The organism is Nocardia transvalensis, from assembly GCF_015477765.1.
GTDB lineage: Bacteria > Actinomycetota > Actinomycetes > Mycobacteriales > Mycobacteriaceae > Nocardia > Nocardia transvalensis_A.
The window spans coordinates 196,551-215,985 of the sequence record NZ_JADLQQ010000013.1 but is presented as its reverse complement, the minus strand read 5'-3'; the positions used below and the strand labels follow the sequence as shown (position 1 = coordinate 215,985).

General features: G+C 65.0%; 25 protein-coding genes. 9 read left to right on the top strand and 16 right to left on the bottom strand.

Going from position 1 to position 19,435, the window contains the following annotated elements; all coding sequences use genetic code 11:
* Positions 1-45: 45 nt before the first annotated feature.
* Both IU452_RS32500 and IU452_RS32495 read right to left on the bottom strand, forming a co-directional pair.
* Positions 46-996 (bottom strand): GAF domain-containing protein, encoded by a 951-nt coding sequence (locus IU452_RS32500; protein WP_228819179.1) that lies wholly within the window; start codon positions 994-996, stop codon positions 46-48.
* A gap of 117 nt (positions 997-1,113) precedes the next feature.
* Complete coding sequence (locus IU452_RS32495; RefSeq protein ID WP_195113036.1) at positions 1,114-1,467, bottom strand: hypothetical protein; 354 nt, start codon at positions 1,465-1,467, stop codon at positions 1,114-1,116.
* Between the two features lie 214 nt (positions 1,468-1,681).
* Here IU452_RS32495 and IU452_RS32490 point away from each other — a divergent pair, with 214 nt between their 5' ends.
* Positions 1,682-3,079, top strand: coding sequence for a cytochrome P450 (locus IU452_RS32490; protein ID WP_195113035.1), 1,398 nt, complete (start codon positions 1,682-1,684; stop codon positions 3,077-3,079).
* Between the two features lie 59 nt (positions 3,080-3,138).
* The gene (locus tag IU452_RS32485) at positions 3,139-4,467 is read left to right on the top strand and encodes a GAF domain-containing protein (RefSeq protein WP_195113034.1); all 1,329 of its coding nucleotides are present in this window, start codon (positions 3,139-3,141) and stop codon (positions 4,465-4,467) included.
* 349 nt (positions 4,468-4,816) lie between these two features.
* Here the strand turns inward: IU452_RS32485 and IU452_RS32480 are convergent, their stop codons facing one another.
* From IU452_RS32480 to IU452_RS32430, 11 genes are all read right to left on the bottom strand, one after another.
* Positions 4,817-5,260, bottom strand: coding sequence for a hypothetical protein (locus tag IU452_RS32480; protein ID WP_195113033.1), 444 nt, complete (start codon positions 5,258-5,260; stop codon positions 4,817-4,819).
* 26 nt (positions 5,261-5,286) lie between these two features.
* On the bottom strand, positions 5,287-5,883 hold the full coding sequence (locus IU452_RS32475) for a hypothetical protein (protein WP_195113032.1): 597 nt from the start codon (positions 5,881-5,883) through the stop codon (positions 5,287-5,289).
* Positions 5,884-5,925: 42 nt separating this feature from the next.
* Positions 5,926-6,735, bottom strand: coding sequence for an SAM-dependent methyltransferase (locus IU452_RS32470; RefSeq protein ID WP_195113031.1), 810 nt, complete (start codon positions 6,733-6,735; stop codon positions 5,926-5,928).
* Positions 6,732-7,694 carry a nucleoside hydrolase gene (locus tag IU452_RS32465; protein ID WP_195113030.1) on the bottom strand — a complete coding sequence of 321 codons (963 nt, stop codon included), beginning with the start codon at positions 7,692-7,694 and terminating at the stop codon, positions 6,732-6,734. Before IU452_RS32465 ends, IU452_RS32470 begins: the two co-directional genes overlap by 4 nt.
* A gap of 90 nt (positions 7,695-7,784) precedes the next feature.
* The gene (locus IU452_RS32460; RefSeq protein ID WP_195113029.1) at positions 7,785-7,958 is read right to left on the bottom strand and encodes a hypothetical protein; all 174 of its coding nucleotides are present in this window, start codon (positions 7,956-7,958) and stop codon (positions 7,785-7,787) included.
* A gap of 44 nt (positions 7,959-8,002) precedes the next feature.
* A complete protein-coding gene (locus IU452_RS32455) occupies positions 8,003-8,221 on the bottom strand; it encodes a hypothetical protein (protein ID WP_195113028.1) in 219 nt (72 codons plus the stop codon).
* Between the two features lie 32 nt (positions 8,222-8,253).
* Positions 8,254-8,478 (bottom strand): hypothetical protein, encoded by a 225-nt coding sequence (locus IU452_RS32450; RefSeq protein ID WP_195113027.1) that lies wholly within the window; start codon positions 8,476-8,478, stop codon positions 8,254-8,256.
* A gap of 7 nt (positions 8,479-8,485) precedes the next feature.
* Entirely contained in the window at positions 8,486-8,824 is a 339-nt protein-coding gene (locus IU452_RS32445) for a hypothetical protein (RefSeq protein WP_195113026.1), read from the bottom strand.
* The gene (locus IU452_RS32440; protein ID WP_195113025.1) at positions 8,821-9,057 is read right to left on the bottom strand and encodes a hypothetical protein; all 237 of its coding nucleotides are present in this window, start codon (positions 9,055-9,057) and stop codon (positions 8,821-8,823) included. The genes IU452_RS32445 and IU452_RS32440 overlap by 4 nt, the downstream gene beginning before the upstream one ends.
* Positions 9,054-9,509 (bottom strand): hypothetical protein, encoded by a 456-nt coding sequence (locus tag IU452_RS32435; RefSeq protein ID WP_195113024.1) that lies wholly within the window; start codon positions 9,507-9,509, stop codon positions 9,054-9,056. The genes IU452_RS32440 and IU452_RS32435 overlap by 4 nt, the downstream gene beginning before the upstream one ends.
* 94 nt (positions 9,510-9,603) lie before the next feature.
* A complete protein-coding gene (locus IU452_RS32430) occupies positions 9,604-9,936 on the bottom strand; it encodes a hypothetical protein (protein ID WP_195113023.1) in 333 nt (110 codons plus the stop codon).
* Between the two features lie 162 nt (positions 9,937-10,098).
* Here IU452_RS32430 and IU452_RS32425 point away from each other — a divergent pair, with 162 nt between their 5' ends.
* Both IU452_RS32425 and IU452_RS32420 read left to right on the top strand, forming a co-directional pair.
* On the top strand, positions 10,099-10,959 hold the full coding sequence (locus tag IU452_RS32425; RefSeq protein WP_195113022.1) for a helix-turn-helix domain-containing protein: 861 nt from the start codon (positions 10,099-10,101) through the stop codon (positions 10,957-10,959).
* 5 nt (positions 10,960-10,964) lie between these two features.
* Positions 10,965-11,336: a DUF397 domain-containing protein gene (locus IU452_RS32420; protein ID WP_195113021.1), complete on the top strand. Its 372-nt coding sequence runs from the start codon at positions 10,965-10,967 to the stop codon at positions 11,334-11,336.
* Between the two features lie 56 nt (positions 11,337-11,392).
* Here the strand turns inward: IU452_RS32420 and IU452_RS32415 are convergent, their stop codons facing one another.
* A complete protein-coding gene (locus IU452_RS32415; protein WP_324192964.1) occupies positions 11,393-11,836 on the bottom strand; it encodes a glycosyltransferase in 444 nt (147 codons plus the stop codon).
* Positions 11,837-12,042: 206 nt separating this feature from the next.
* On the opposite strand from IU452_RS32415, the gene IU452_RS32410 reads away from it, so the two are divergent.
* Positions 12,043-12,765 carry an HAD family hydrolase gene (locus tag IU452_RS32410; protein ID WP_324192963.1) on the top strand — a complete coding sequence of 241 codons (723 nt, stop codon included), beginning with the start codon at positions 12,043-12,045 and terminating at the stop codon, positions 12,763-12,765.
* Between the two features lie 253 nt (positions 12,766-13,018).
* Positions 13,019-13,819, top strand: coding sequence for an alpha/beta hydrolase (locus IU452_RS32405; protein ID WP_324192962.1), 801 nt, complete (start codon positions 13,019-13,021; stop codon positions 13,817-13,819).
* Between the two features lie 159 nt (positions 13,820-13,978).
* Here IU452_RS32405 and IU452_RS32400 read toward each other — a convergent pair whose 3' ends face one another.
* A complete protein-coding gene (locus IU452_RS32400) occupies positions 13,979-14,908 on the bottom strand; it encodes an inositol monophosphatase family protein (protein ID WP_195113020.1) in 930 nt (309 codons plus the stop codon).
* 23 nt (positions 14,909-14,931) lie between these two features.
* Positions 14,932-16,011, bottom strand: a complete 1,080-nt coding sequence (locus tag IU452_RS32395; protein ID WP_195113082.1) for a helix-turn-helix domain-containing protein — start codon at positions 16,009-16,011, stop codon at positions 14,932-14,934.
* 330 nt (positions 16,012-16,341) lie between these two features.
* Between IU452_RS32395 and IU452_RS32390 the strand changes: the two genes are divergently transcribed.
* From IU452_RS32390 to IU452_RS32380, 3 genes are read left to right on the top strand one after another with little or no spacing between them, the layout of a single operon-like run.
* Complete coding sequence (locus IU452_RS32390) at positions 16,342-17,034, top strand: 6-phosphogluconolactonase (protein ID WP_195113019.1); 693 nt, start codon at positions 16,342-16,344, stop codon at positions 17,032-17,034.
* Between the two features lies 1 nt (position 17,035).
* Positions 17,036-18,118, top strand: coding sequence for an ROK family protein (locus IU452_RS32385; RefSeq protein WP_195113018.1), 1,083 nt, complete (start codon positions 17,036-17,038; stop codon positions 18,116-18,118).
* A gap of 10 nt (positions 18,119-18,128) precedes the next feature.
* Positions 18,129-19,247, top strand: coding sequence for a sedoheptulose 7-phosphate cyclase (locus IU452_RS32380; protein ID WP_228819173.1), 1,119 nt, complete (start codon positions 18,129-18,131; stop codon positions 19,245-19,247).
* The last annotated feature ends 188 nt before the right edge of the window (positions 19,248-19,435 follow it).

Below are 19,435 nucleotides of genomic sequence, written 5' to 3'. Positions count from 1 at the left end.
GCGCAATTCACTTGTCAGTCGGCTGGGCCCTGTGGGCCCGGCTTGTCACCCGGCCTGGTGCCGGGTCACGTCGAGCAAGGCTTGTGGTGCGCCGTCGCACGGAACGGCGACGCAGCGGACGTCCACGCGAATCCACGGCTCGTCGTCGTCGAATCGCACTCGGAACGAACACTTTTCGTCGGCAGCTCCACCGAGAAGAGCGGCGCGGCACCGTTCGAGCTCATGACAGTCGTCGGGATGAGTTTGCGGGACTTCGCACTGCCAACGATCCAATGGCGGCGGCCCGAGCGCGATCCACTCGTGTACGAGGCCAGAGCGGAGGTCCATCAATCCCGCGGCATGGTCGGGCGGAACCGGCAGGCTTCGGAGGACCCCGACATCGAGGGAGGCCGGTGTCGGTGCCTGCATTCCGGTGATGTCACACACGACGATTCGAACAACCGGGCCGGTTGGTGTGGAGCAGCAACGTGCTGCGATGCACAGGTGCCGACGGATCGGACCCACGCTGGTCGCTGTGCCGATCCAGCGTTGCCCGACCGGCGCGGACAACAACCCCAGCAAGCCGGCGCGATCGTCACACCCGTCGAGTTGGGTCAATAGGCGCGGCAGGACACTCGTGCCGGTGATCTCGGGATTCTCAGTCTTCCTGCTGATCTCGCATCCGTGCGCGATGCCGGTGCGCGGATCGAGGGACAGTATGCCGATCGGCAGCCTGGGCGGAACTGCGGCGTCGGCGCGGCCCACCCACAGTTGAACGGCATAAACCTGAGCGAAGGGTCCGATGACAGGCACTCCGACGATCTGTAGCGGAAGCCCTGACGCAAGGCAGACTTGTCTCCGAACGGGATGTGCGGCTGCAAGGACTTGACAGAGGACCTCATCGAGCTGGGCAGCGACGTTCGCGCTGCCCGCAATCTTGGTCCTGTTGGTCTGCGAGAACTGCCGCACGCGGCCCTCTTCGAGGATCACCGAAGGCTTGCCGGACATGGTCTCCATGAGCACCCAGCCCTCTTTCGACCGTGCGTGGTGAGCACCTGAGCGGCGTGGCCCGCAGCGCTGTGTGCCGGACGAGCGAGCCGTATCGGAGTCGCTACTCGGGGCGGTCATCGATGATCACCTCCCGCCGTCGGCCGTATCCATCGCTGCGAACACCAGGGCCTGTGCAGTGAACCGGGCAGCGACCGCATCGGAGCAGTGGCGCGTCGCCCACTGACATTCGTCCAGGATCATCCTGATGATCGAGAACGTGTCCTCGGTGCTGAACGGCTCGGCGAACACCGGCACCACACAGCCGCACTCATCGACAATCACGCAGGCGATATACAGCGGGTCAACGACGCTGCCGGGCGCGGCGAGGACGGCGAACAGGGTGGCGATGGCTTCATGGTCGCCCCGCGCGGCATGAGCCAGCAGGGCCATGGCGATTTGCTGCTCGCGAGGCGACGCCTCGAGCGGAAGCGGAGTCATGACAACCTCCGGGGACAACAGTCCGGCGAGAAGCAGGCACGGGCTCCAGTCACAGCCGGAGCGTGGCTGCCCGCCGGAGCGGGGTCATCGGGTCCCTACGGGTCCCCGGAGAAACCAGACCTTATGGTCGGCAAACGTCAGAATAGCCGTGGAGTGTGACGAACGCAACACTGATTTGCCAAAAATTCTCTGAGATTGGTGGACACTGGTCGCCATGACCAGCGCCCCTAGCCCTGCCGTCACCCTCCCTCATCCGGAAAATCGCAACGCGGTCACGTTCGACCGGGGGGCGATGGAGCCGGATCGGCCCACTCAACGCGAGTACGAACTCTCCCGCGAACTCGGTCCCATCTACGAGGTGCGATTCGCCGAGCAGTTTCGGATGATCGTGATCACCGGAACTGAACTCGCGCAGGAGGTCTGGGACGAGTCCCGGTTCGAGAAGCACGTAGCCGAGGGCACGTTGAAGATGCTGCGCGACATCACCGGCGACGCGCTGTTCATGGCCCACACCCATGAGCCCCACTGGGGCATGGCCCATCGGATCCTCACCCCGGGTTTCACCAAGGAGGCAATGGCCTTATACCACCCCGCCATGGTCGATTCCATCGAAACCATGTTCGCATACTGGGACGGCAAACCCTCATCCACGCCGCGGGTCAACCTCACCCAAGACCTCAACAGCCTCACCTTCGAACTGATCGGCCGCGCCGGCTTTTCGACCAGCTTCGGCGCGTTCGAGCACGGCGAAGAGCTGCACCCCTTCCTCACCCAGCTCAACCGTGCGATGTGGTGGATTTCCAAGTCTTCAAATGCGTCTTCGCTCACCGAGCGCGTCCGGGCGACGCGTGAGCACGGCCCGCAGTACAAGGAAGACCTCGCCGCGCTGCGCGAGTTCGGATTGGCGCTGGTCGCCAAACGTGCCGCCGAGCCGCGCCAGGGTCCGAAGGACTTGCTCGACCTGATGCTGACCAACGCCGACCCCGAGACGGGCGAGAAGCTGCCGGAGGACAACATTGCCTACCAGGTCGTCTCGTTCCTGCTGGCTGGTCAGGAGACGACCGCGGGGACGCTCGGGTTCGCGTTCCACTACCTGATGCAGCAACCCGATATCGCCGACAAGGTGCGCGCCGAAGTGCGTGACGTGGTCGGCGAGCATGAGCGAATCTCCTTCGAGCAGGTTGGCAAGCTTCGCTACACCCGAGCCGTGATCGACGAGACGCTGCGCTTGTGGCCCTCGGCACCTGGCTACTTCCGCGCTGCCCGTGTCGACACCGAGCTCGGCGGGCGGTGGCCGGTCGCGGCGGGTGAGCCGATCTTCGTCCTGAGCTTGGGTTTGCAGCGCAACGACGACTGGCCCGACGCCCTGATCTTCGATCCGGACCGCTTCTTGCCAGGTGCGCCGCCCAAAGGTCCCTATCGGCCATTCGGCACCGGGGCCAGGGCCTGTATCGGCAGGCAGTTCGCCCTGCACGAGGCGGTGCTCTCGCTCGCGATGGCGACCCGGCGGTATGATTTTGGTCCGGATGCCGACTACACGCTGGCTGTGCACGAGCAGATCACCATCCGGCCATCCGGACTGCACGCCACATTGCAACGTCGCACCACCTGACGGGGGCCGGCAGACCCGGCAGGGGTCGCCAACGGAGGTGACCGATGGACAATTCGGCAATGCTGGACAAGATTCCATGGGTCATGGTCGAGACCCTGGATCCGGCAATCGATCCGGCGGTTGTGTCCGTCGGCGGGGATCCCCGGCCGTTCACGCCCCTCGATCGCGTCATTGAGCGTTTGCTGAAGAACCAGTCAATTCCGGCCAGCTACAACAAGATGGTCCGGCGCAAGGTTCGCCACGCGATCGAGGAGGTGCGGCAGAACGGCCGCGAATTCGACAGCGGCGACAACCCGGTCAGCATCGGCAGCGTCCACTATCGACTGGTCGCGTTGCCGGTGCCGGGACCAAACGGTGGGGTTCACGCCGTCCAGTTCTGGTTTGGTCCCGAGACGTCGCCGCGCCATCATCCGAAGGAGCGCCGCGCCGCAGGGGTGGTGTGGGACCTCGACAAGCAGGTCATCGCTCAGCCGATCGAATCGCAACGGCTCAGTGGTGTGCCGGATGATGAATACTTTCCGGAAGTCTCCCTGGCTGGCATATTCGATCGGGCATCGCAGTTCGATCAGCACGACGAAGTAATCCGGCTGCTCTACAACCCCGAGCCTGGCGATCGGCTTCAGTTCGAGGTGACGGTTCCGCACATGGCTGGAACGCTGATGCAGTGGCAGGTCACGATCCGCGCGCGCGATGACGACCAATGCCGGGGTGCCTGGTGGATGTGGGAGGACATCACCAGCCCTCTACACCCGCCGCGGCACCCAACACTCGAGCAGATCGGATACCGAGCTATCCACCGCCAAGCGGGCACGCACGCCGCCGTCGTGATGATCGCCTACCCGGCGACAATCTGCTACTGGCTGACCGAGGCCGCCCCGTGGATCCGGTGGACGTTCCTGAAAAAGCCGGCCGACGTGTTCCACCCTGAGGACCGGGCGGCGCTGAACATGCTCAACGCCGAACTCGAAATCGGAAAGTCCGCCGAGGTTGTGGTCCGCACCCTCAGCCCGGATGGCGACTACGTCCGCACCCGGTTGCTGCTGTCCCCATACCCGGGATACATCGGCAAGGGGATGATGATCGGACAGTTCCTTCGCGACGATGACGACCGCTCGCACATCCCCCTGTATCCGACAATCGTGTCGCCACAGGACATCGGGCACGACGAACAGATGCGACGGCACTCATCCCGGTGGCCCGCAGTCGCGCCCACACCAGGACAGCATTGGTCACAAGCGGTGCTGCCGGAAATCATCGAGACTGAAAAGTCTGACGACGAACCGGGTCAGGATGCTCCGGGGCGATGTAAAGGCAGGTCGGGCATCACCGCAGATCAACGCCGTGACACCGGTCGCGGACAGGCCACCGATCTCGAACCCGATATCTGACCGGGCTATCAACCAGTTTCGCGCGGTACGACCTGCCGTCACTGTGGTCCTGGCATCTGGCGCGGCTACCCGGTCGACTCGGTAGCCGGGTGGGGGTGAGTGTGCATCAACGCCGCGCGGATCTGCTCAACCGGATCGACGTTCTGCTCGACGAGTTGGTCGAGCTCCACACCGCTCTGCGTACCCTGCGCTGAGCTTCGCCGCTGCGCGGTACCGCCACCAAGACTCGCGTCCTGGTGGCGGTGCCGGGCCTTTCTCGTCGCTGGTCAGGTGGCGCGGCGGCCGGGGCGTGTGCGGTTGCGGATCGTCGGCCGGGGGCTGGGCGGGGCGGAGCCTCAAGGATGTGTCGTCACGGGGCTGGCGTGGTGGAGGTGTCGGGGTGGCGTAGTGGGCACCAGGAGCGGCGGTGTGCCGCGCCGAGGGCGAGCAGGATCCCGGTGGCCAGCCACGGCAACTCCAGCACCGCAGGGGTCAGGCGGGTGTGCTCGCCGAGGAGGCCGCAGCAGACGATGGCGATGGAACCGGTCGTGGTCGCGCACCAGGCCACCGTCGCCGCTGTGACCGCGCGGTGCAGCCGCGCCCCCTGGGCCACGGCGTGGTCGGTCCCTCCTTCGGGCGGCCGTCGGCCGTGGCAGAGCGCGCACTGTGGCCGCTTGGTGAGATGGACGACGGCGACGGTGAACGCGGTGATCGAGGCCAGGCCGAGGCCGATATCGGTGGTGACAGGGACCGCGACGATCGCGAGGGCGTGGAGCTCGGAGGCCACCGCGCTGAGGATGAGCACGGTGGGCATGTGCCGGGTGATCCGGCAGGCCGGGGTCACCGCGCAGCCCCGGGCGCCACCGGGTGCGGGTGCACGGCGCGAGGTATCCAGCCTGGTTCCAGGTGGCCGTGGCCGCAGCCCTTGCACCACAGCAGCTCGATCGAGCCGAGCCACGCTGGGGCCAGCCCGTCGGCGAGCCGGTGGTGGGTGACCCCGTACGGGCGCAGGCACACCCGGCACGGTCGGTCGACCTCGTTCACCACCGCGAGCAGCGTCGTGCGCTGCCCGCGGTCGGTGCCCCGCAGCTCAAACGACCGGTCTCCGAAACTGGCGTACCCGCTGCGCTGGGGCGCGGTCGGTGCCGGGCTGATCAGGGCGGGCGTGCGGTGCACGACGAGTTCGGCATGCCCGCCGGAGCAGGCGTGGATGTGCGCGGTCAGCCACCACGGGATCTCGCGACTGCTCACCCGGTAGGTGGTGACGGTTTGAGAGTCGTCGGGATTGCGGCCCGGGCAGCGTCGGCACGGATGATAGGTGTCGGCCCTGGTCCCGGTCACCACGACCGGGGGCGATGTCCCGGCAAGGGGCTCGACGGTGAAGGTGCGGACCTCGGCCGGGCGCGGCCGGGACCGGAACAGCGCTGTGAATGTCATTGGCGCAGATGCTCTTTCGATACTCGAATTAGTGGGGTGGGATTACGGTTTGTGGCCCACCGCGCCGTAAGCGGGGACAGCCAGCTCGCCCACAGCCCCGGCGGCGGCAGGACGTGGTCGGGGGTCGGGTCGCCAGTGGTTGACCGGCACCACGCCGGGCTCGACCAGCACCAGACCGTCGAAACAGGCCGCGATCGCCTCGGGCGGGCGTGGGGTGTAGACGGCGGCCCCGGATGTGGCGTAGTGGTCCCACATCAGCCGCTGGCAGGGGTCGTCGATGCTGTCGTGCACCATCAGATAGCTGCCCGGCGCGGTGGCCGCCATGATCTCGGTGACCACCCGGTGCATGTGCTCGACGCCGGTGATGTGGCCGAGGACGTGCCCGCACAGCACCGCGACCGGCTGGCGCAGGTCGAGCACGTCGCGGGCAGCGGCCAGTACGGCGTCGGGGTCGCCGATGTCGGTATCGGCGTGGCCGACGGCCCCGTCGTCGGTGGCCGAGGTCAGCAGGGCGCGGGCGTGGGTGAGGACCATCGGGTCGTTGTCGGCATACACCACCCGCGCCCGCGCCTCGATGGCCTGGGCGATCTCGTGGGTGTTGGGATCGGTGGGCAGCCCGGCCCCGAGATCAAGGAACTGCCGCACCCCGGCCTCGGCCAGCCCGCGCAGGACGCGGCACTGAAACCGACGACACTCGACTGCGGTCACACCGATCCCGGGGAAGATCCCGAGGCATTGATCGCCGACGGCACGGTCGATGTCGTAGTTGTCCTTGCCGCGCATCCAGTAATTCCACACCCGCGCCGAATGCGGGATGTCGGTGCGGATCTCCCGGCGGTCCGGCCCGCTCATCGCCCAGCAGAGGCGGTCTCGGGCTGCGCCGTCGTCGCGGTCACCCCCTCCAGCCAGCCGACGAACCCCGTGTAGTCCACCTCGGCGCTGACCTGCACCACATGGCCGTCGGGATCACAGGACAGGCGACCGTCCTCGCCGACGAGGATCCGCTCGTCGCGGAAGGTGACGAATCCGAGGTCGAGGGCGGCGGTGAGGGTGAGCGGGTCGTGCATCCAGCTGCCCGACCGGCTCCGGCACCAGATCGCGAAATTCGCCGCCGGGAGCCGCGCCCACTGCGGAGCGTCCGGCGCGGTCAGGCGCTGGTACAGCAGCCAGTCCGGTGTCACCCGCAGCGCCGGGACGCCGGTGTGCTCGGACAACACCAGGCGGGGGCGTCGGCACATCCGCAGCACCACCCCCGCCGACCGGGGATCGACCCGCAGGTTGTGGGACGCGCGCGAGGGATCGCGATACCGGGCCGGGTCCAGCCAGCCGCCCATCTGCACCAGCTCGATCCGTTCGGCGACATGGGGTGCGGTAGTGAGGATTTCGGCGAGGTTGGTCAGCGGCCCGCAGCCGATCCACCGCAGCGGCTCGCTCTCCTGCGCGCACAGGCCCACGATGGTGTCGACCAGGTCGATCATCGGCGGAGACGGCAACCACATCAGAGTCTCGTAATCCATCGCCAGCCGATAGCCGCCCGTTCCGAATCCGGTGATCACCGGCACGTCGGGGCGGCCGAGGGCATCCAGCATCGCCCGCGCGCCTCGTGCTCGCCACCCGCCCCCGCCGGGGGTACAGATTTCATCGGCGGTCACCACGACCAGCCGCCGGATCGTGCGGGCCGCCACCACCAGAGTGATGGCGTCGTCGGGATCGTGGAGCACGTCGGTATCCAGGACCACTAGCCGGTCGTCTGCGACCGGACTCGAGGCCACCGACCCCTGATAGGTAGGGGTGAGCGTACCGATATTCATTCAAATCTCCTGCAAGAGAACAGACATGGGGTGCGCAGGTGCGCCCACCCGCACACGACAGAGGCGGGCGCGCCTGGCCAGGGGGGTGGGTCAGGCAGGCCAGCTGTCGGAATCGCTGTCGAGCCCGAAACTGCAGTCCGCGGAGCGGATCCGGTGGTGGATAAGCACACGGGTCAGGCGAGCGATCCCGACGATCACGTCGGCGATGATCACACCGGTCACGATGTAGGCCAGCAGGGCGGCCAGACGGCGTGTTCTGGTCAACAAAGGGATACTCCTCATCTCGAATCTCTGAAAAAGCAATGACGTCAAGGGGTTTCGATGACGGGCCGGTGATCACCCCCTGCATGGGAGTCGTGCTGCTCTGAGTGGTTGCGGGCCGGGCTGGTCATGGTGAGGAGGTCACCGATCAGCCCGTCGAGCGTTGCCAGGACCGCTTGCGCGGCGGGCCCGAACTCCACCGGCACCCCGGCCTCGGCGGCGGTGGTGGCGGTGGGTGGTGCGGTCGGCCTGTGGTGCAGAGACATTCGCTACCGAGGGTCAGGAGTTGGTTTGTGGGCTAAGGCCCCAGGAACAGGCGCTCGCAAGGCAGGCGGCGTAGGTTCTGCAGGGCTTCGGGGGTGTCGTCGATGACTTCGGCTGGCTCGCAATGGATTCGGCTCCAATCGTGGAGGAAATGCCACGCCGCGATCGCGCATGCGCGGTAGTCGAAGGCCACTTCGCCCAGCCGCACCCGAAGATGAACATCCTCATCGTCGGGGTCCTCGGCTGCGGCGTCGGCCATGACCAGCTCACCGCCTCCGCACAGGTCCGCTGCCCGGCTCGGCGGCTGTGGTCCGGCGCGGCGGTGTAGTCGCGGGTTGGAAGCGCCGCCGCAGCGCGGCAACCTCGCCGGAGCGTGCTCGGGTAGGTATCGGTAACGGTTCGGTCGGATGTTTGCCCCTGCGCTGGGTGATCGTGCGCTCGACGACCGGGCGGGTGATGGTTCCGTCGGGGTTCTTGCGTGGCCAGTCCACGACCGGAGCGCTGTGGCGAGGCGGCTGCCCCAACCCGGTGATCCACCCCGCCAGCGTGATCATCGCGGCGAACGCCAACCCGGCCAGCCCGTAAACGAGGGCCTCGGGGGTCACGGGGTGCCCCCTTTCCCCTGCAGCTTCGCCGCTACCTGCTGGCCCTGCTCGTCCAGCTTGTAGGTGTTGACCCGCTTGAGATAACCGTGATGGGTCAGCCACGTCGCGGTCGCCTGCAGCGCCGGTACCGGCCTCTTGAGCTGTTTGGCCAACTGCACCAACGTGTGCGGCTTACCATCGGCCAGCGCCGCAATCACCTTCACCTGCAGCTCGGTCAGCTCCCTCTCGATCATCGGCGTGTCTCCTTGGAAACGACTCGGACCGTCGCATCGACGATGTCGCCGAAAGGCGGGACATCCCCGGTCGTGATCCACCGATGTCGATCGGAACCCGGTGTGGGAAGAGGGATTTCGTCTCCTGGTAGCAGCAGGAGCGTTCCTGGGTGGCCGTACAGGGTGTCGATCATCGCCGCGACGTTGTCGCTGGCAAGAGGCCGCGCGGTGATGAACATCCACACCGCGCGCGCCGCCACGACCGGCACCGTGCGCGGGTGTAACACCTTGGCTATCTCCTCACCGCGCCGGTTCGAGGTCAGCACGGCGGCGTACTGATCCGACATCAACGTCAGAGCGCCGGTCGTGGGACTCAGGAAGGGGGCGCAACCGAATGCCGCCATATACTGCTGACGGCAAGCCGCCAAGTCCAGGACGCGTCTGTGGACGTCCGAAACCACTATGGGACTCATAAGAACTCCGTGATGCTGTTAAGCAGCGCCCCAACTGGATCGCAGCAGATAGTTCCCGGGCTGCCGTGAGACACTGGTTTGTCGATGGATTAGGTCACTGAGCTGGCGAGTTCCCGCGTTTGCTGCCTGGCCAGAAGGCATTCGGGAGACTGAATGCCCACCCGTGCGTAACGCGTTGGACGGGGGAGCCCCAGGGCGGTTCGATAACGGCTAGCTGGACGGCCTCGATCGCAGTGAGGCCCACGCACTGCGCGAGTGCTGCTGTCGCCGTGGCCATTTCCGCGATCTGGATGGCGGTTATGGCCTGCTCCTTCGTCAGCGTGCGTCCCGGCAGGAAAGACACCACCCAATCGCCGTCGCCGACCGACTTGGCTCGATGCTCACTGCGGTCGCTGACGATCCACGCCTGATCCACCTGCACAGACATCGTTCCTCGATCCACCGGCGAGCCGGATCCGAACGCCTTCCACCCTTGTGGTGGCCGTCACATGAAGCGTAGACGTGTATACGCTACAGATCAATATGCCTACTAAGTTTCTTTGGCGGAATTGCGGTATGGTCGCTAGCGGTACGAAGGAGGGCTGAGGCCATGGCACCTATGTCGCCGACCGTTGCTCGTTGGGAACTCGTTCTGCGCATCCGCCGCAGGCGGGAACAGCTCGGGGTGGACGTCGCCTCGATCATCAAGGCGCTCGGCATCGCCAAGGCGTACTGGTCTCACTTCGAAACCGATCGCCGCCTCATCCCGGAGGACAAGCTGAAGATGCTGTTCTCCGTCCTAGAGTTCGACGCCGAGGAACAGTCCGAGCTCCTCGCGCTCCGTTCTGCGGGTAAGGAGCGAGGCTGGTGGCACCGATACGGTGCCCTGTTCTCTGAGGAGACGATGCGGTTGTGGGGCATGGAGTACGGCGCTGAGAGCGTCCGGATCTACGAAAGCCTCATGGTGACCGGCTTGCTGCAGACCGCAGACTATGCCCGCGCGTTGATGTCGACGGACACGACCTTTATCCGGCAGGCTGAAGTCGACCAGCGTGTCGAAGTCCGCATGAAACGGCAGGAGCGCCTGGGCGGGGACGATCCGGTCGAACTAAACTGCGTCATGAGTCAAGCCGCTCTCCTACAGCAGGTAGGCGGGCCCGAAGTGCTCAAAGGACAGTTAAACCATTTGATCCAACTTCTCGAAGATCACGAGAATGTCGACGTGCGGATCCTGCCCTTCACGGCGCGCGGCGGTCTTCCGCTGGGCGGCGCGACGTTCTACCTGTTCGACTTCGACGGGCCTGTCCTTCCGACCCTGGCGTGGCACGAGTTTCCAGTCATACCCGGATTCATCGAAGACAGCGAAAAGGTGCGGGCACTCAATATCAGCTTCTCGCAGATGGAGTCGACGGCCCTAAACCGCACCGACTCGCTGGCCCTCATCAAGCAAACAGCACGTGAGATAGGCTAACCAGCATGAGCACGACCAACCGCCCGACCCGAACCGGATGGTTCAAATCCTCGCTCTCCACCCAAGGAACCAACTGCGTCGAGATCCAGTTCGACGATGGCGTTGTGCTCATGCGTGACAGCAAGTACCTGCGAAACCCTGCCAACGACCCCCAGCAGCAGCCGATCATCGCCATACCCCTGGCCCACTGGACTGCCTTCCTCGACCTCGCTGCCGGGACCGCCTCACTGGGACCAGCTGGACTGCCGACCATCGGTATCCAGCAGGACGGCAGTGCTCAGCTGACCGCCGCTGATGGCACGACCTTGCTGTTCACGCCGGATGAATGGCGTGCATTCACCGCAGCGGTCGGGACCGGAGAGTTCGTGGCGGCCTGAGCCGGGGTGCCGACCGCCGCCGCCGGATTGTCAAAGATTTCTGGCGACCGAGATGACTACCTCGGCAAGTTGGTGCCCGGCATCGGGGCGACCCTGTAACCGAGCATGTGCCGCGAGGCCAACTCGACTGCAGGGGTTTTCGAGTAGCGGGTCAGTGCTGCTCGGACACTATCTGATGTCACCTCATCCAGTAGCGCGACGGCGGCTCCGGCATCGGAAAGGACTTGTGCGTTGTACGCCTGCTCGTTCCCGGCTGCTGAGGCGAGCGGGATCAGCAGCGCTGGTTTTCCTGCCGCGGTCAGGTCGGCGATCGTGCCGGCCCCGCCTCGTGAGATCACCACGTCGGCCAGGGTGAGAACGTCCGGCAGCTCGATCCCGATAAACGCGGTCACCCGGTAGCGCCCAGCCAGGTCCGGATCCAGGGTCTTCGCATGCCGGGTGAGGTCGGTGATCGACGCCGTACCGCACTGATGAATCACGTTGGCGCGCTGCAGCAGCACGGCAGCAGCCGCTGCACGATGACGTTGATCTGGATCGAGCCTTGCGCGCCCCCGGTGATGTAAACGGTGGGTCAGGGACCGGTCGAAGCTCGTGAGGCTGAGCGCCGCCTTGTCCGGATGACCCTGTAGAATCTCCGGTCGCACTGGTGATGGTCGCTGGCGGCGGATCTAGAGTTCGTTTGCGTGAACTCTGCGAGAATCGCGGCGTGGTCGAGAGGCGCGCAGGACTTGTCATTTGGGATGTCGACGGCACATTGATTCCGGCCGATCTGCGTTGGCTCCGTAGGGCTGTCGCTCGCACCTACGGTTTGCAGGAAGAGGACGTCCTCTTTCCGTCGAAGCGGGTGCACGGATACACGGACGAGTCCATCGTGGTCGACACGGCGATCGCTTCTGGTCTTTCGGCAGAGGCGGCCGAGGACGGTGTTCAACGCTTCCATATCGTCCTGGCAGACGTGATGAGGGAGGGGGAGCAGGAGCTGGCGCGCGACCAGCCCGCGTACCCGGGTGCTGCGGAGTCGTTGGAGGCGCTGCAGAGTCGGGGTTATATCCAGACGGTGTTGACCGGGAATTTGCGTCCGGCCGCGCAGATGAAGCTCGAAGTCGCGGGTCTGGCTCAGTGGGTCGATTGGAACATCGGTGCGTATGGTTCGGATGCGCGAGATCGTTTCGATCTGCCCGCGGTGGTCGGCCAGCGCTTTGCGGACCGCTATGGCGGCGAACTCGACCCCGATAGGACCGTCATCATCGGTGACGCACCCAACGACATCGCCTGCGCCCGCCGCGCGCGGTTCCGTGTGGTGGCAGTGGCGCACCGCATCGGCCGTGACGAACTTGCGCAGTATTGCCCGGATGCGATCGTGGACACGTTGGCGCCAGGTTCAGTGATGGCTGCGGTGAATTCGGTTGTCGGGGCGGATGGTCACTGACCTTCCGGGGCTGATCCGCTCGTCAAATCGTCGGACCGGGTGTTCGTCTGCAACATCTCTATGTCCCCGCCTGTTGCGTCCGATCGAGCCCGCAGCGCACGAACGGTAGTCAGCGCTGGAAAGGCATGTTCTTTCCCGCCACCCGCACTGCCTCGGGCATGGCTGGCGGCCTAAGCCCTTCACTCCGCGCTACTCACGCTGCGGCGGCCAACAGTGGTCCGGATCGTGATATGGGCTGCTACCGTCACCGCTTGTGACTCCTGCTGGTGACGCCCCGCACCTGTATTCGATAGACGGTCTTGAGCTGGATGCCGCCGTGCACGATGCGGCAGCAGATGTGGGCCGTCGTGGTGCCGTTCTTCTCGTGCATGGGATTGCGGTGGACATGGACGAGGGCGGTGGGATGTTCGTGCGATTGGCCGCCCGGCTGGCCGGGGCCGGATTCGACGTGGCGCGCTTCTCGTTCCGTGGTCATGGCCACAGTGGTGGTACTCAGCGTGGTGTGACGATCGCCGGTGAGTGCTTGGACTTGCAGGCCGCGATCGGCTTTGTGCGTCAACGGTTCACCGGACCGATATCGATCGTTGCCGCGAGTTTCGGTGCGGTGTCGACCGCGCTAGCGTTACCGTGGCTAGAGTCTGGTCTGCGTCGTCTGGTGTTGTGGAATCCTGTGCTGGATCTTCGGCATACGTTCTTGGAGCCCCAATTGTCGTGGGGCATTGAGAATTTTGGTCCGGCTCAGCAGAAGTCCTTGCAGGAGAACGGGTTTCTCCGTGTTGATGGCGAGTTCGAGCTGGGCCGGGTGTTGTTCATGGAGTTTGCCAGGTATCGGCCGCTGGAGGAGTTCGTGGCTAGTCGTGTGCCGGCGCTGGTCGTGCACGGTGACAGAAATTCTTCTGTGTCGTATTCCGTTGCGGCTGACGCTGTTCGGGTTCGGCCGGGGACGCAGCTGCACACTGTTGCCGGCTCGGATCACGGGTTCGATGGGCGGGAGCGGGAGGATGAGGCGATCGCGGTGACAGTGGACTGGCTGGTCGAGCAATCGCCCCTGTGATGAAGATCGACTATCTGCGCGGCCGAATCCCGGCCCACCGCATCACTCTCCATGCGCCCAGGCCAAACGATCGATCCCCGAACGCTACCCACGGGTCGGCAATCCCGGTTAGGGCAGACACCGAAGCGAAGGCGCGCGGATGGCCAGCGTCGCGCGTTTTCATGCATGAAGCGCTGCCCGGATTTCGTCGGCGAGGTCTGGGTTTCCGGCGGCGATGAATTTCTTCCGCTGGTTCATCGCCTGGTTGATTTCTGTCATCGAGCCGAGTCCGTAGTCCAGCGGGATCGGCGTCCCGTGGAGGTCTGCCACTACGCCGCCAGCGGCATGGAGGATGTAGTGGCCTGGTGATAGGTCCCAGATTGCGAAGCCTTTTGCGAATTCGATCATGGCGTCGGAGAATCCGGCCGCTACATGGCACAGGCCGACGGACCCGAAGTCAACCCCGATGCGCCCCTTGGCTTTTCCGTTGCTGGACGTGGCGCCGAGTGCCTCTAAGAATTTGTGTTGCTGCGCGAGGGGCTGGAATCGTTGGGCTGGGCGCATCAGGTAGTTGGTGACCAATGCTTCGGACAGGGTTGCGTGTGAGGGTTGGTCGAGGACGTGTTGGTTGCCGTCCGCTGTGATTGCGAATGCCCGGTCGGTGCCGGTGTTGTCGACTGCCGCGAAGTAGATCTGGATGTGGTGGAAGATGTCGCCGACCACGGCCAGGAGGGGGCGTGCTCGTGCGCGTGAGTAGATCATGATGTGGGTGTAGCCGTAGAGCCCGCGCACGGCCAGCTCGCTGGTGTCGAGCGGGTCGACCAGTACACAGAGGTCGGGGTCGGTCTCTGGTCCGATGACTTCGGGGTCGGCTTCTTCGGAGGCGTAGACGAACGAGGGGATGAGCTGGACCAGTAGTTGCTTGTAGCGCTGGTGCATCCACAGGTCGTAGTCGGAGAGGAAGTTGTCGGTGTGGCGCAGGTTTTCACTCTCGGCGCGGCGACCGGTCAGGGCGGCCTCGATCAGTCGGGGCCGGATTTCGGTGATCATCTGGCGGACCAGGTCGGCGATGGACTGGGCGAGGTCGATGCTGGTGCTCGGGGCAGTCATCGGGTGGTTTGCCTTTCGTTGGGTCATCGCAGTTCCAGTGGGGGCTCGATACCGGGCGGGTTCATGGTGGCGGCGATGAAGACGGCTCGCAGGCCAGCTGCGCGCATGATTTTCGCGCCGGTCAGATCGTCGAAGTTGTCGACTTTCAGGTCGCGGCTTTTGGTCATGGCACCGAACACGGCGAAATAGAGGTCGGCCTTGGGGTATTTCACCCTGAGCTGGCGTGCGAGGTAGCCGATCACGTCGGCGTGTTTGACCTCGAAGTCGCAGATGACAATGGTTGGGGTGTCTTTGGTGTCGGGGAAGAATGATGCGCCGTCCAGGTCGATGCCGTCGCGGATCTTGTTGCAGCGCAGGTAGCCGATTTTGCAGCGGGAGAACCTCGACGATGCCAAGAAGGTGGCCATCACGAGGCCGGCCTCGTTGACGCCGAAGCACGCGTCGACGTCGAGGCGTCTGCCGACATTTTTGATTTGCGTGGACAGGCGTTCGACGCCGTGCCCGAATGTCTCCCAGGTCAAGTCTAAGAGTTGGCCTGGACGTGGGTTGGGCAAGGTGAACACGCAGATGTCGGGATTGCCGTACTCGACCGTGGGCACCGACAGAATGAACTCCTCGCCCACCTGTCCGGCCTGTCCACCCGAGACACCCGCGAGAAGCTCCGGCGTCGACAAGGTGGTATGTGCCGGTTTACGAGGGGCATCCGGTCGCCGCAGGTCCAGGGTGAACTGTCGGAGGGACAGCTGGTCCTCGATCGGTAGGCGTTCATAGGCTTCGGCGATCAATTCGGTTGGCGAGATCTGCTCCTCGGCCACACCGAGGGGACCACGACCGTATGCGGTGCACAGAATGAGGACGCTCGACAACGAGGGAGGCGAACCACGTCCCCGTCCGCGAGCCCAGGTTTCCCAGGCGTTGATCGAGGTGCCACCGAGACTTGTCTGGTTGCCGGTGACCTCGTTGTAGCGTTCGGCGGCCTGGTCCTGGGACAGACCGGCAGCGTAGCGATATGCCTGCAAACTCGGCACATCCGGGTACCGCGCCATCAGTTCCGTCGCCGCTCGTGTTACCGAGCCCAACGTGGTCCACAGCTTCTTGCCCACGGCGGCCATCTCCCGGCCCCGCGCCTGCGGGGTCAACGGTTGATTGAGCTGAGGAGTCGAGTTCGGCGGCCTTGATGAGGCTCCCACGACGCATAGCCCTCCACACCCGGAACATCCACGGCCCACTCAGGTTACCCATCACGATGGGCAATTCGAGCGTTTACCGGAAAACAGCAGGCCAGCCCAGCCCACAGACCGGATGGTTGTCGAACCGTCAGGCAGGTGTCACGAACCGACCCAGGTGCAACGGTTGTTTGGACGGCAAATGAAGCGACCCGCTTCGTAGGCGAACGTCTGCCGAGTTGATCTTTAATCCTATTGGGAGGGAAAGTGCCGATTACGTGCGTATTCCGCGACACCTCCGATGATGTCGCGGTGTCGGCGGCCGAATTTATTGCGGCACAGGCGCATTCAGCGATTGAAGCGACTGGAGAATGCTTGATCGCTTTGGCGGGAGGATCGACTCCTGTGCCGACCTATCGTCGGCTCCGCTGTCTCGACATCGACTGGGCGAAGGTACATTTCGTTCAAACCGATGAGCGGTTGACCGCTAGCGCGGATGGCCGCACGGCCGCTCTGATCGAAACGACGCTCGGCCTCGACAGCCCCGAGCATCTCGCCGCATGGCATCCGATACCAGTTAACGGTGATGCCGCGAGTATCGCTGCGGCCTATGCCGCACAGCTTGCCGCGCTGCGTGCCGACGGAGGCCCCGATATCGCTGTTCTCGGTCTCGGGGTCGACGGCCATACGGCTTCGTTGTTCAGCCACAACGTGCATTCAGGTACAGGCGACCGTGTGGTGTCCACCCTCTATCACGGCGAACCGCGGATCAGCCTCGGGCTCGACTACCTCCGGGCGATCCCGACACGCGTGCTACTGGCCACTGGTGCCAGCAAAAGGGCAGCCCTGGGCTCGGTGTTGTCACCCGAGCCGGGCGCGGCGCCGGTGCCGGCGGCCCTCGTCCTCGGCGAGGACGGATACGTCTTCGCCGATGCCGCCGCTCGGCCGGAGAGGGATTGAGATGCGCCCGGCGCCAACCGACGACAGGCCGGTGATCGTGTTCGACCTCGGTGGTACCTGGTGGCGGTCGGCGATCCTGACAACAGACAACCGGCTCGCCGACCAGGACCAGCATGAGGCAGTCACGAAGGCGCGCACGGGCAGCAATGCGGCAACCCTCCGCGACCTCATGGTGAAGTACCTGCTCGGCACGACCCGCCGCCTGATGGAGCGCCAGCCCGACCTCCGCACTGTCGGCATCTCCATCGGGGCCGCGACGAATGGGCATACCGGCCAGGTCCTGGCCAGTGCTCCCTTATGGGGTGACTGCACCGACCCGTACGACTTGCGCGCCGCGCTCGCGGGCGCCGCGCCCGGACTGGACTGGTGGGTCGTCAACGATGTGACGAGCCTGGCGCTGGCGATCACCGCGAGACAGGATGTCCGCGAGAGCGGTCTGCGGGTGATTACCGCCGTCACGGTGAGTAGCGGAATCGCCGCTCGCACAGTCGATGTGGTCTCCGGTGAGATACCGCTGGATCGACAGCACGGGGTCCAGGGAGAAATCGGGCATCTACCGGCGCTGGTGACGGTACTCGCGGGAGTCGACCTGCCGGTGTGCGATTGTGGCGCGGTCGGGCATGTGTCAGCGATCGCGGCCGGAAAGGCGATCGAACGGCTGCTGTCGCAATTGGCGGGCATCCTCGGGATCGCCGACGACTCTGAGACCGGAGCCGTCTCGCATCTTGAGCACCTGCGGACGGCGTTGGAGGCGCATCACCCGTCGGCGATGTCGTTCCTCGATTACGTCACTGCCCCGTTGGCGCGAGCGCTGCTGTATTTGCTGGCGATCGATGCTCGTGTAGACCACATATTCCTGTCCGGCGGCGTTGTCGACGCGCTGCAGGACCACTACATGAACAGCTTGTATCGGACCATGGAGGCCGACGGCCTGTATCTCGTATCCACGTATCAACCGAGCGTTTTCCGCGACCGGATCTCGCGCTGGGAGTCCGATGGTCTCGATCCGCTGCGCGGCGCGGGGTTTTTCGCTCGCCAACAGTCACTACCTGCCAGTGCGCGGTATGGGGGAAGGCGTCACTGACGTGGACCGCATGTGGGCTGTCGATGCGACGCAGACGATTTCGTACCGGATCCGCCGCACCCGGCGGTGCCTGGATCCTGATAACAGCGACCTGGCCGACGCGGTCGGGATCGGCAATCGGCGCACGCTGGTCTTCGTCGATACCACCGTGATGAGCCTGTTCGGAAGCCGCATCACCACCTACTTCGACACCTACACCTCCAACTGCACCGTGGTCCCGATCGACACCACGGAACGCACGAAGAACTCGGATACGGTGAGCCGGATCATCCGCGAATACGACAAGTTCGGGCTCAGCCGACGCCGCGACGCCGTGGTCGCGATCGGTGGCGGTGTCCTGACCGACGTGGTTGGGTTCGCCTCGAGCATCTACCGCCGCGGTGTGCCCTACGTCCGTGTGCCGACCACCTTGCTCGGCATGGTGGACGCCGCCGTGGGCGTCAAGACCGGAATCAATTTCAACGGCCGCAAAAACCGCCTCGGCACCTACTTCGCGTCATCGGAAACGATCGTCGACCCCAGCTTTCTCACAACTCTGCCCGACCGCCAGATATCCAACGGTATGGCCGAGGTGCTGAAGATCGCGCTGGTCAAAGACAGCGGACTGTTCGACCGTGTCGAGCGGGAGTGGGCCACCGCCCGCGGATTCCGGACCGACACGACAGTCAGCGGCCCGATCATCGATGCAGCGATCACCGCCATTTTGGAGGAGCTGGAACCGAACCTGTGGGAGGACAACCTCGCGCGCCTGCCCGACTTCGGACACACCTTCAGCCCGTCGTTAGAGCTGGCCGCGAAACCGAAGCTCTATCACGGCGAAGCCGTCGCGATCGACATCGCGCTGTCGTGCCTGGTGTCGCTGCACCGCGAACTCATCGATGACGACTGTTTCACCAGGATCATCACGCTGATGTCCCATCTCGGGCTGCCCCTGAGCCATGCCTGCCTCACCGAGGACATCCTGCAAGCCGGGCTGGCCGACTCGACCCGCCATCGTGACGGCAACCAGAACATTCCACTGCTCACCAAGATCGGCACAGCCGTGTTCGCCCAAGACATTTCACGAGAAGAACTGATGACCGCCGCCACAGCTTTGCGCCCGATCCATACCGAACTGTGCGGAGTGTGAATGCAGATGCTGCCGCCCGCCCTCGACAATCGTGCACTCGTGCGTGCTAACTGCGGCCTCCGCCTGCGGCGCAGCATCGACCACCTCCATCCAGGGACCGGGGTCGTGCGACGGATCCTGCGGGTCGGAGTGTGTGGGACCGATCTGCAGATGCAACGCGGGGTCCGTTCCGACCGTGCCACAATCCT

Excerpts from the sequence above, each read along its gene's own strand:
- IU452_RS32465 (WP_195113030.1), bottom strand. The coding sequence starts at position 7,694 with ATGAATATCGGTACGCTCACCCCTACCTATCAGGGGTCGGTGGCCTCG.
- IU452_RS32430 (WP_195113023.1), bottom strand. The coding sequence starts at position 9,936 with ATGTCTGTGCAGGTGGATCAGGCGTGGATCGTCAGCGACCGCAGTGAG.
- IU452_RS32490 (WP_195113035.1), top strand. The coding sequence starts at position 1,682 with ATGACCAGCGCCCCTAGCCCTGCCGTCACCCTCCCTCATCCGGAAAAT.
- IU452_RS32440 (WP_195113025.1), bottom strand. The coding sequence starts at position 9,057 with ATGATCGAGAGGGAGCTGACCGAGCTGCAGGTGAAGGTGATTGCGGCG.
- IU452_RS32500 (WP_228819179.1), bottom strand. The coding sequence starts at position 996 with ATGGAGACCATGTCCGGCAAGCCTTCGGTGATCCTCGAAGAGGGCCGC.
- IU452_RS32480 (WP_195113033.1), bottom strand. The coding sequence starts at position 5,260 with ATGCCCACCGTGCTCATCCTCAGCGCGGTGGCCTCCGAGCTCCACGCC.
- IU452_RS32380 (WP_228819173.1), top strand. The coding sequence starts at position 18,129 with ATGTGGGCTGTCGATGCGACGCAGACGATTTCGTACCGGATCCGCCGC.
- IU452_RS32400 (WP_195113020.1), bottom strand. The coding sequence starts at position 14,908 with ATGACTGCCCCGAGCACCAGCATCGACCTCGCCCAGTCCATCGCCGAC.
- IU452_RS32420 (WP_195113021.1), top strand. The coding sequence starts at position 10,965 with ATGAGCACGACCAACCGCCCGACCCGAACCGGATGGTTCAAATCCTCG.
- IU452_RS32450 (WP_195113027.1), bottom strand. The coding sequence starts at position 8,478 with ATGGCCGACGCCGCAGCCGAGGACCCCGACGATGAGGATGTTCATCTT.
- IU452_RS32425 (WP_195113022.1), top strand. The coding sequence starts at position 10,099 with ATGGCACCTATGTCGCCGACCGTTGCTCGTTGGGAACTCGTTCTGCGC.
- IU452_RS32435 (WP_195113024.1), bottom strand. The coding sequence starts at position 9,509 with ATGAGTCCCATAGTGGTTTCGGACGTCCACAGACGCGTCCTGGACTTG.
- IU452_RS32470 (WP_195113031.1), bottom strand. The coding sequence starts at position 6,735 with ATGAGCGGGCCGGACCGCCGGGAGATCCGCACCGACATCCCGCATTCG.
- IU452_RS32495 (WP_195113036.1), bottom strand. The coding sequence starts at position 1,467 with ATGACTCCGCTTCCGCTCGAGGCGTCGCCTCGCGAGCAGCAAATCGCC.
- IU452_RS32455 (WP_195113028.1), bottom strand. The coding sequence starts at position 8,221 with ATGTCTCTGCACCACAGGCCGACCGCACCACCCACCGCCACCACCGCC.
- IU452_RS32485 (WP_195113034.1), top strand. The coding sequence starts at position 3,139 with ATGCTGGACAAGATTCCATGGGTCATGGTCGAGACCCTGGATCCGGCA.
- IU452_RS32385 (WP_195113018.1), top strand. The coding sequence starts at position 17,036 with ATGCGCCCGGCGCCAACCGACGACAGGCCGGTGATCGTGTTCGACCTC.
- IU452_RS32475 (WP_195113032.1), bottom strand. The coding sequence starts at position 5,883 with ATGACATTCACAGCGCTGTTCCGGTCCCGGCCGCGCCCGGCCGAGGTC.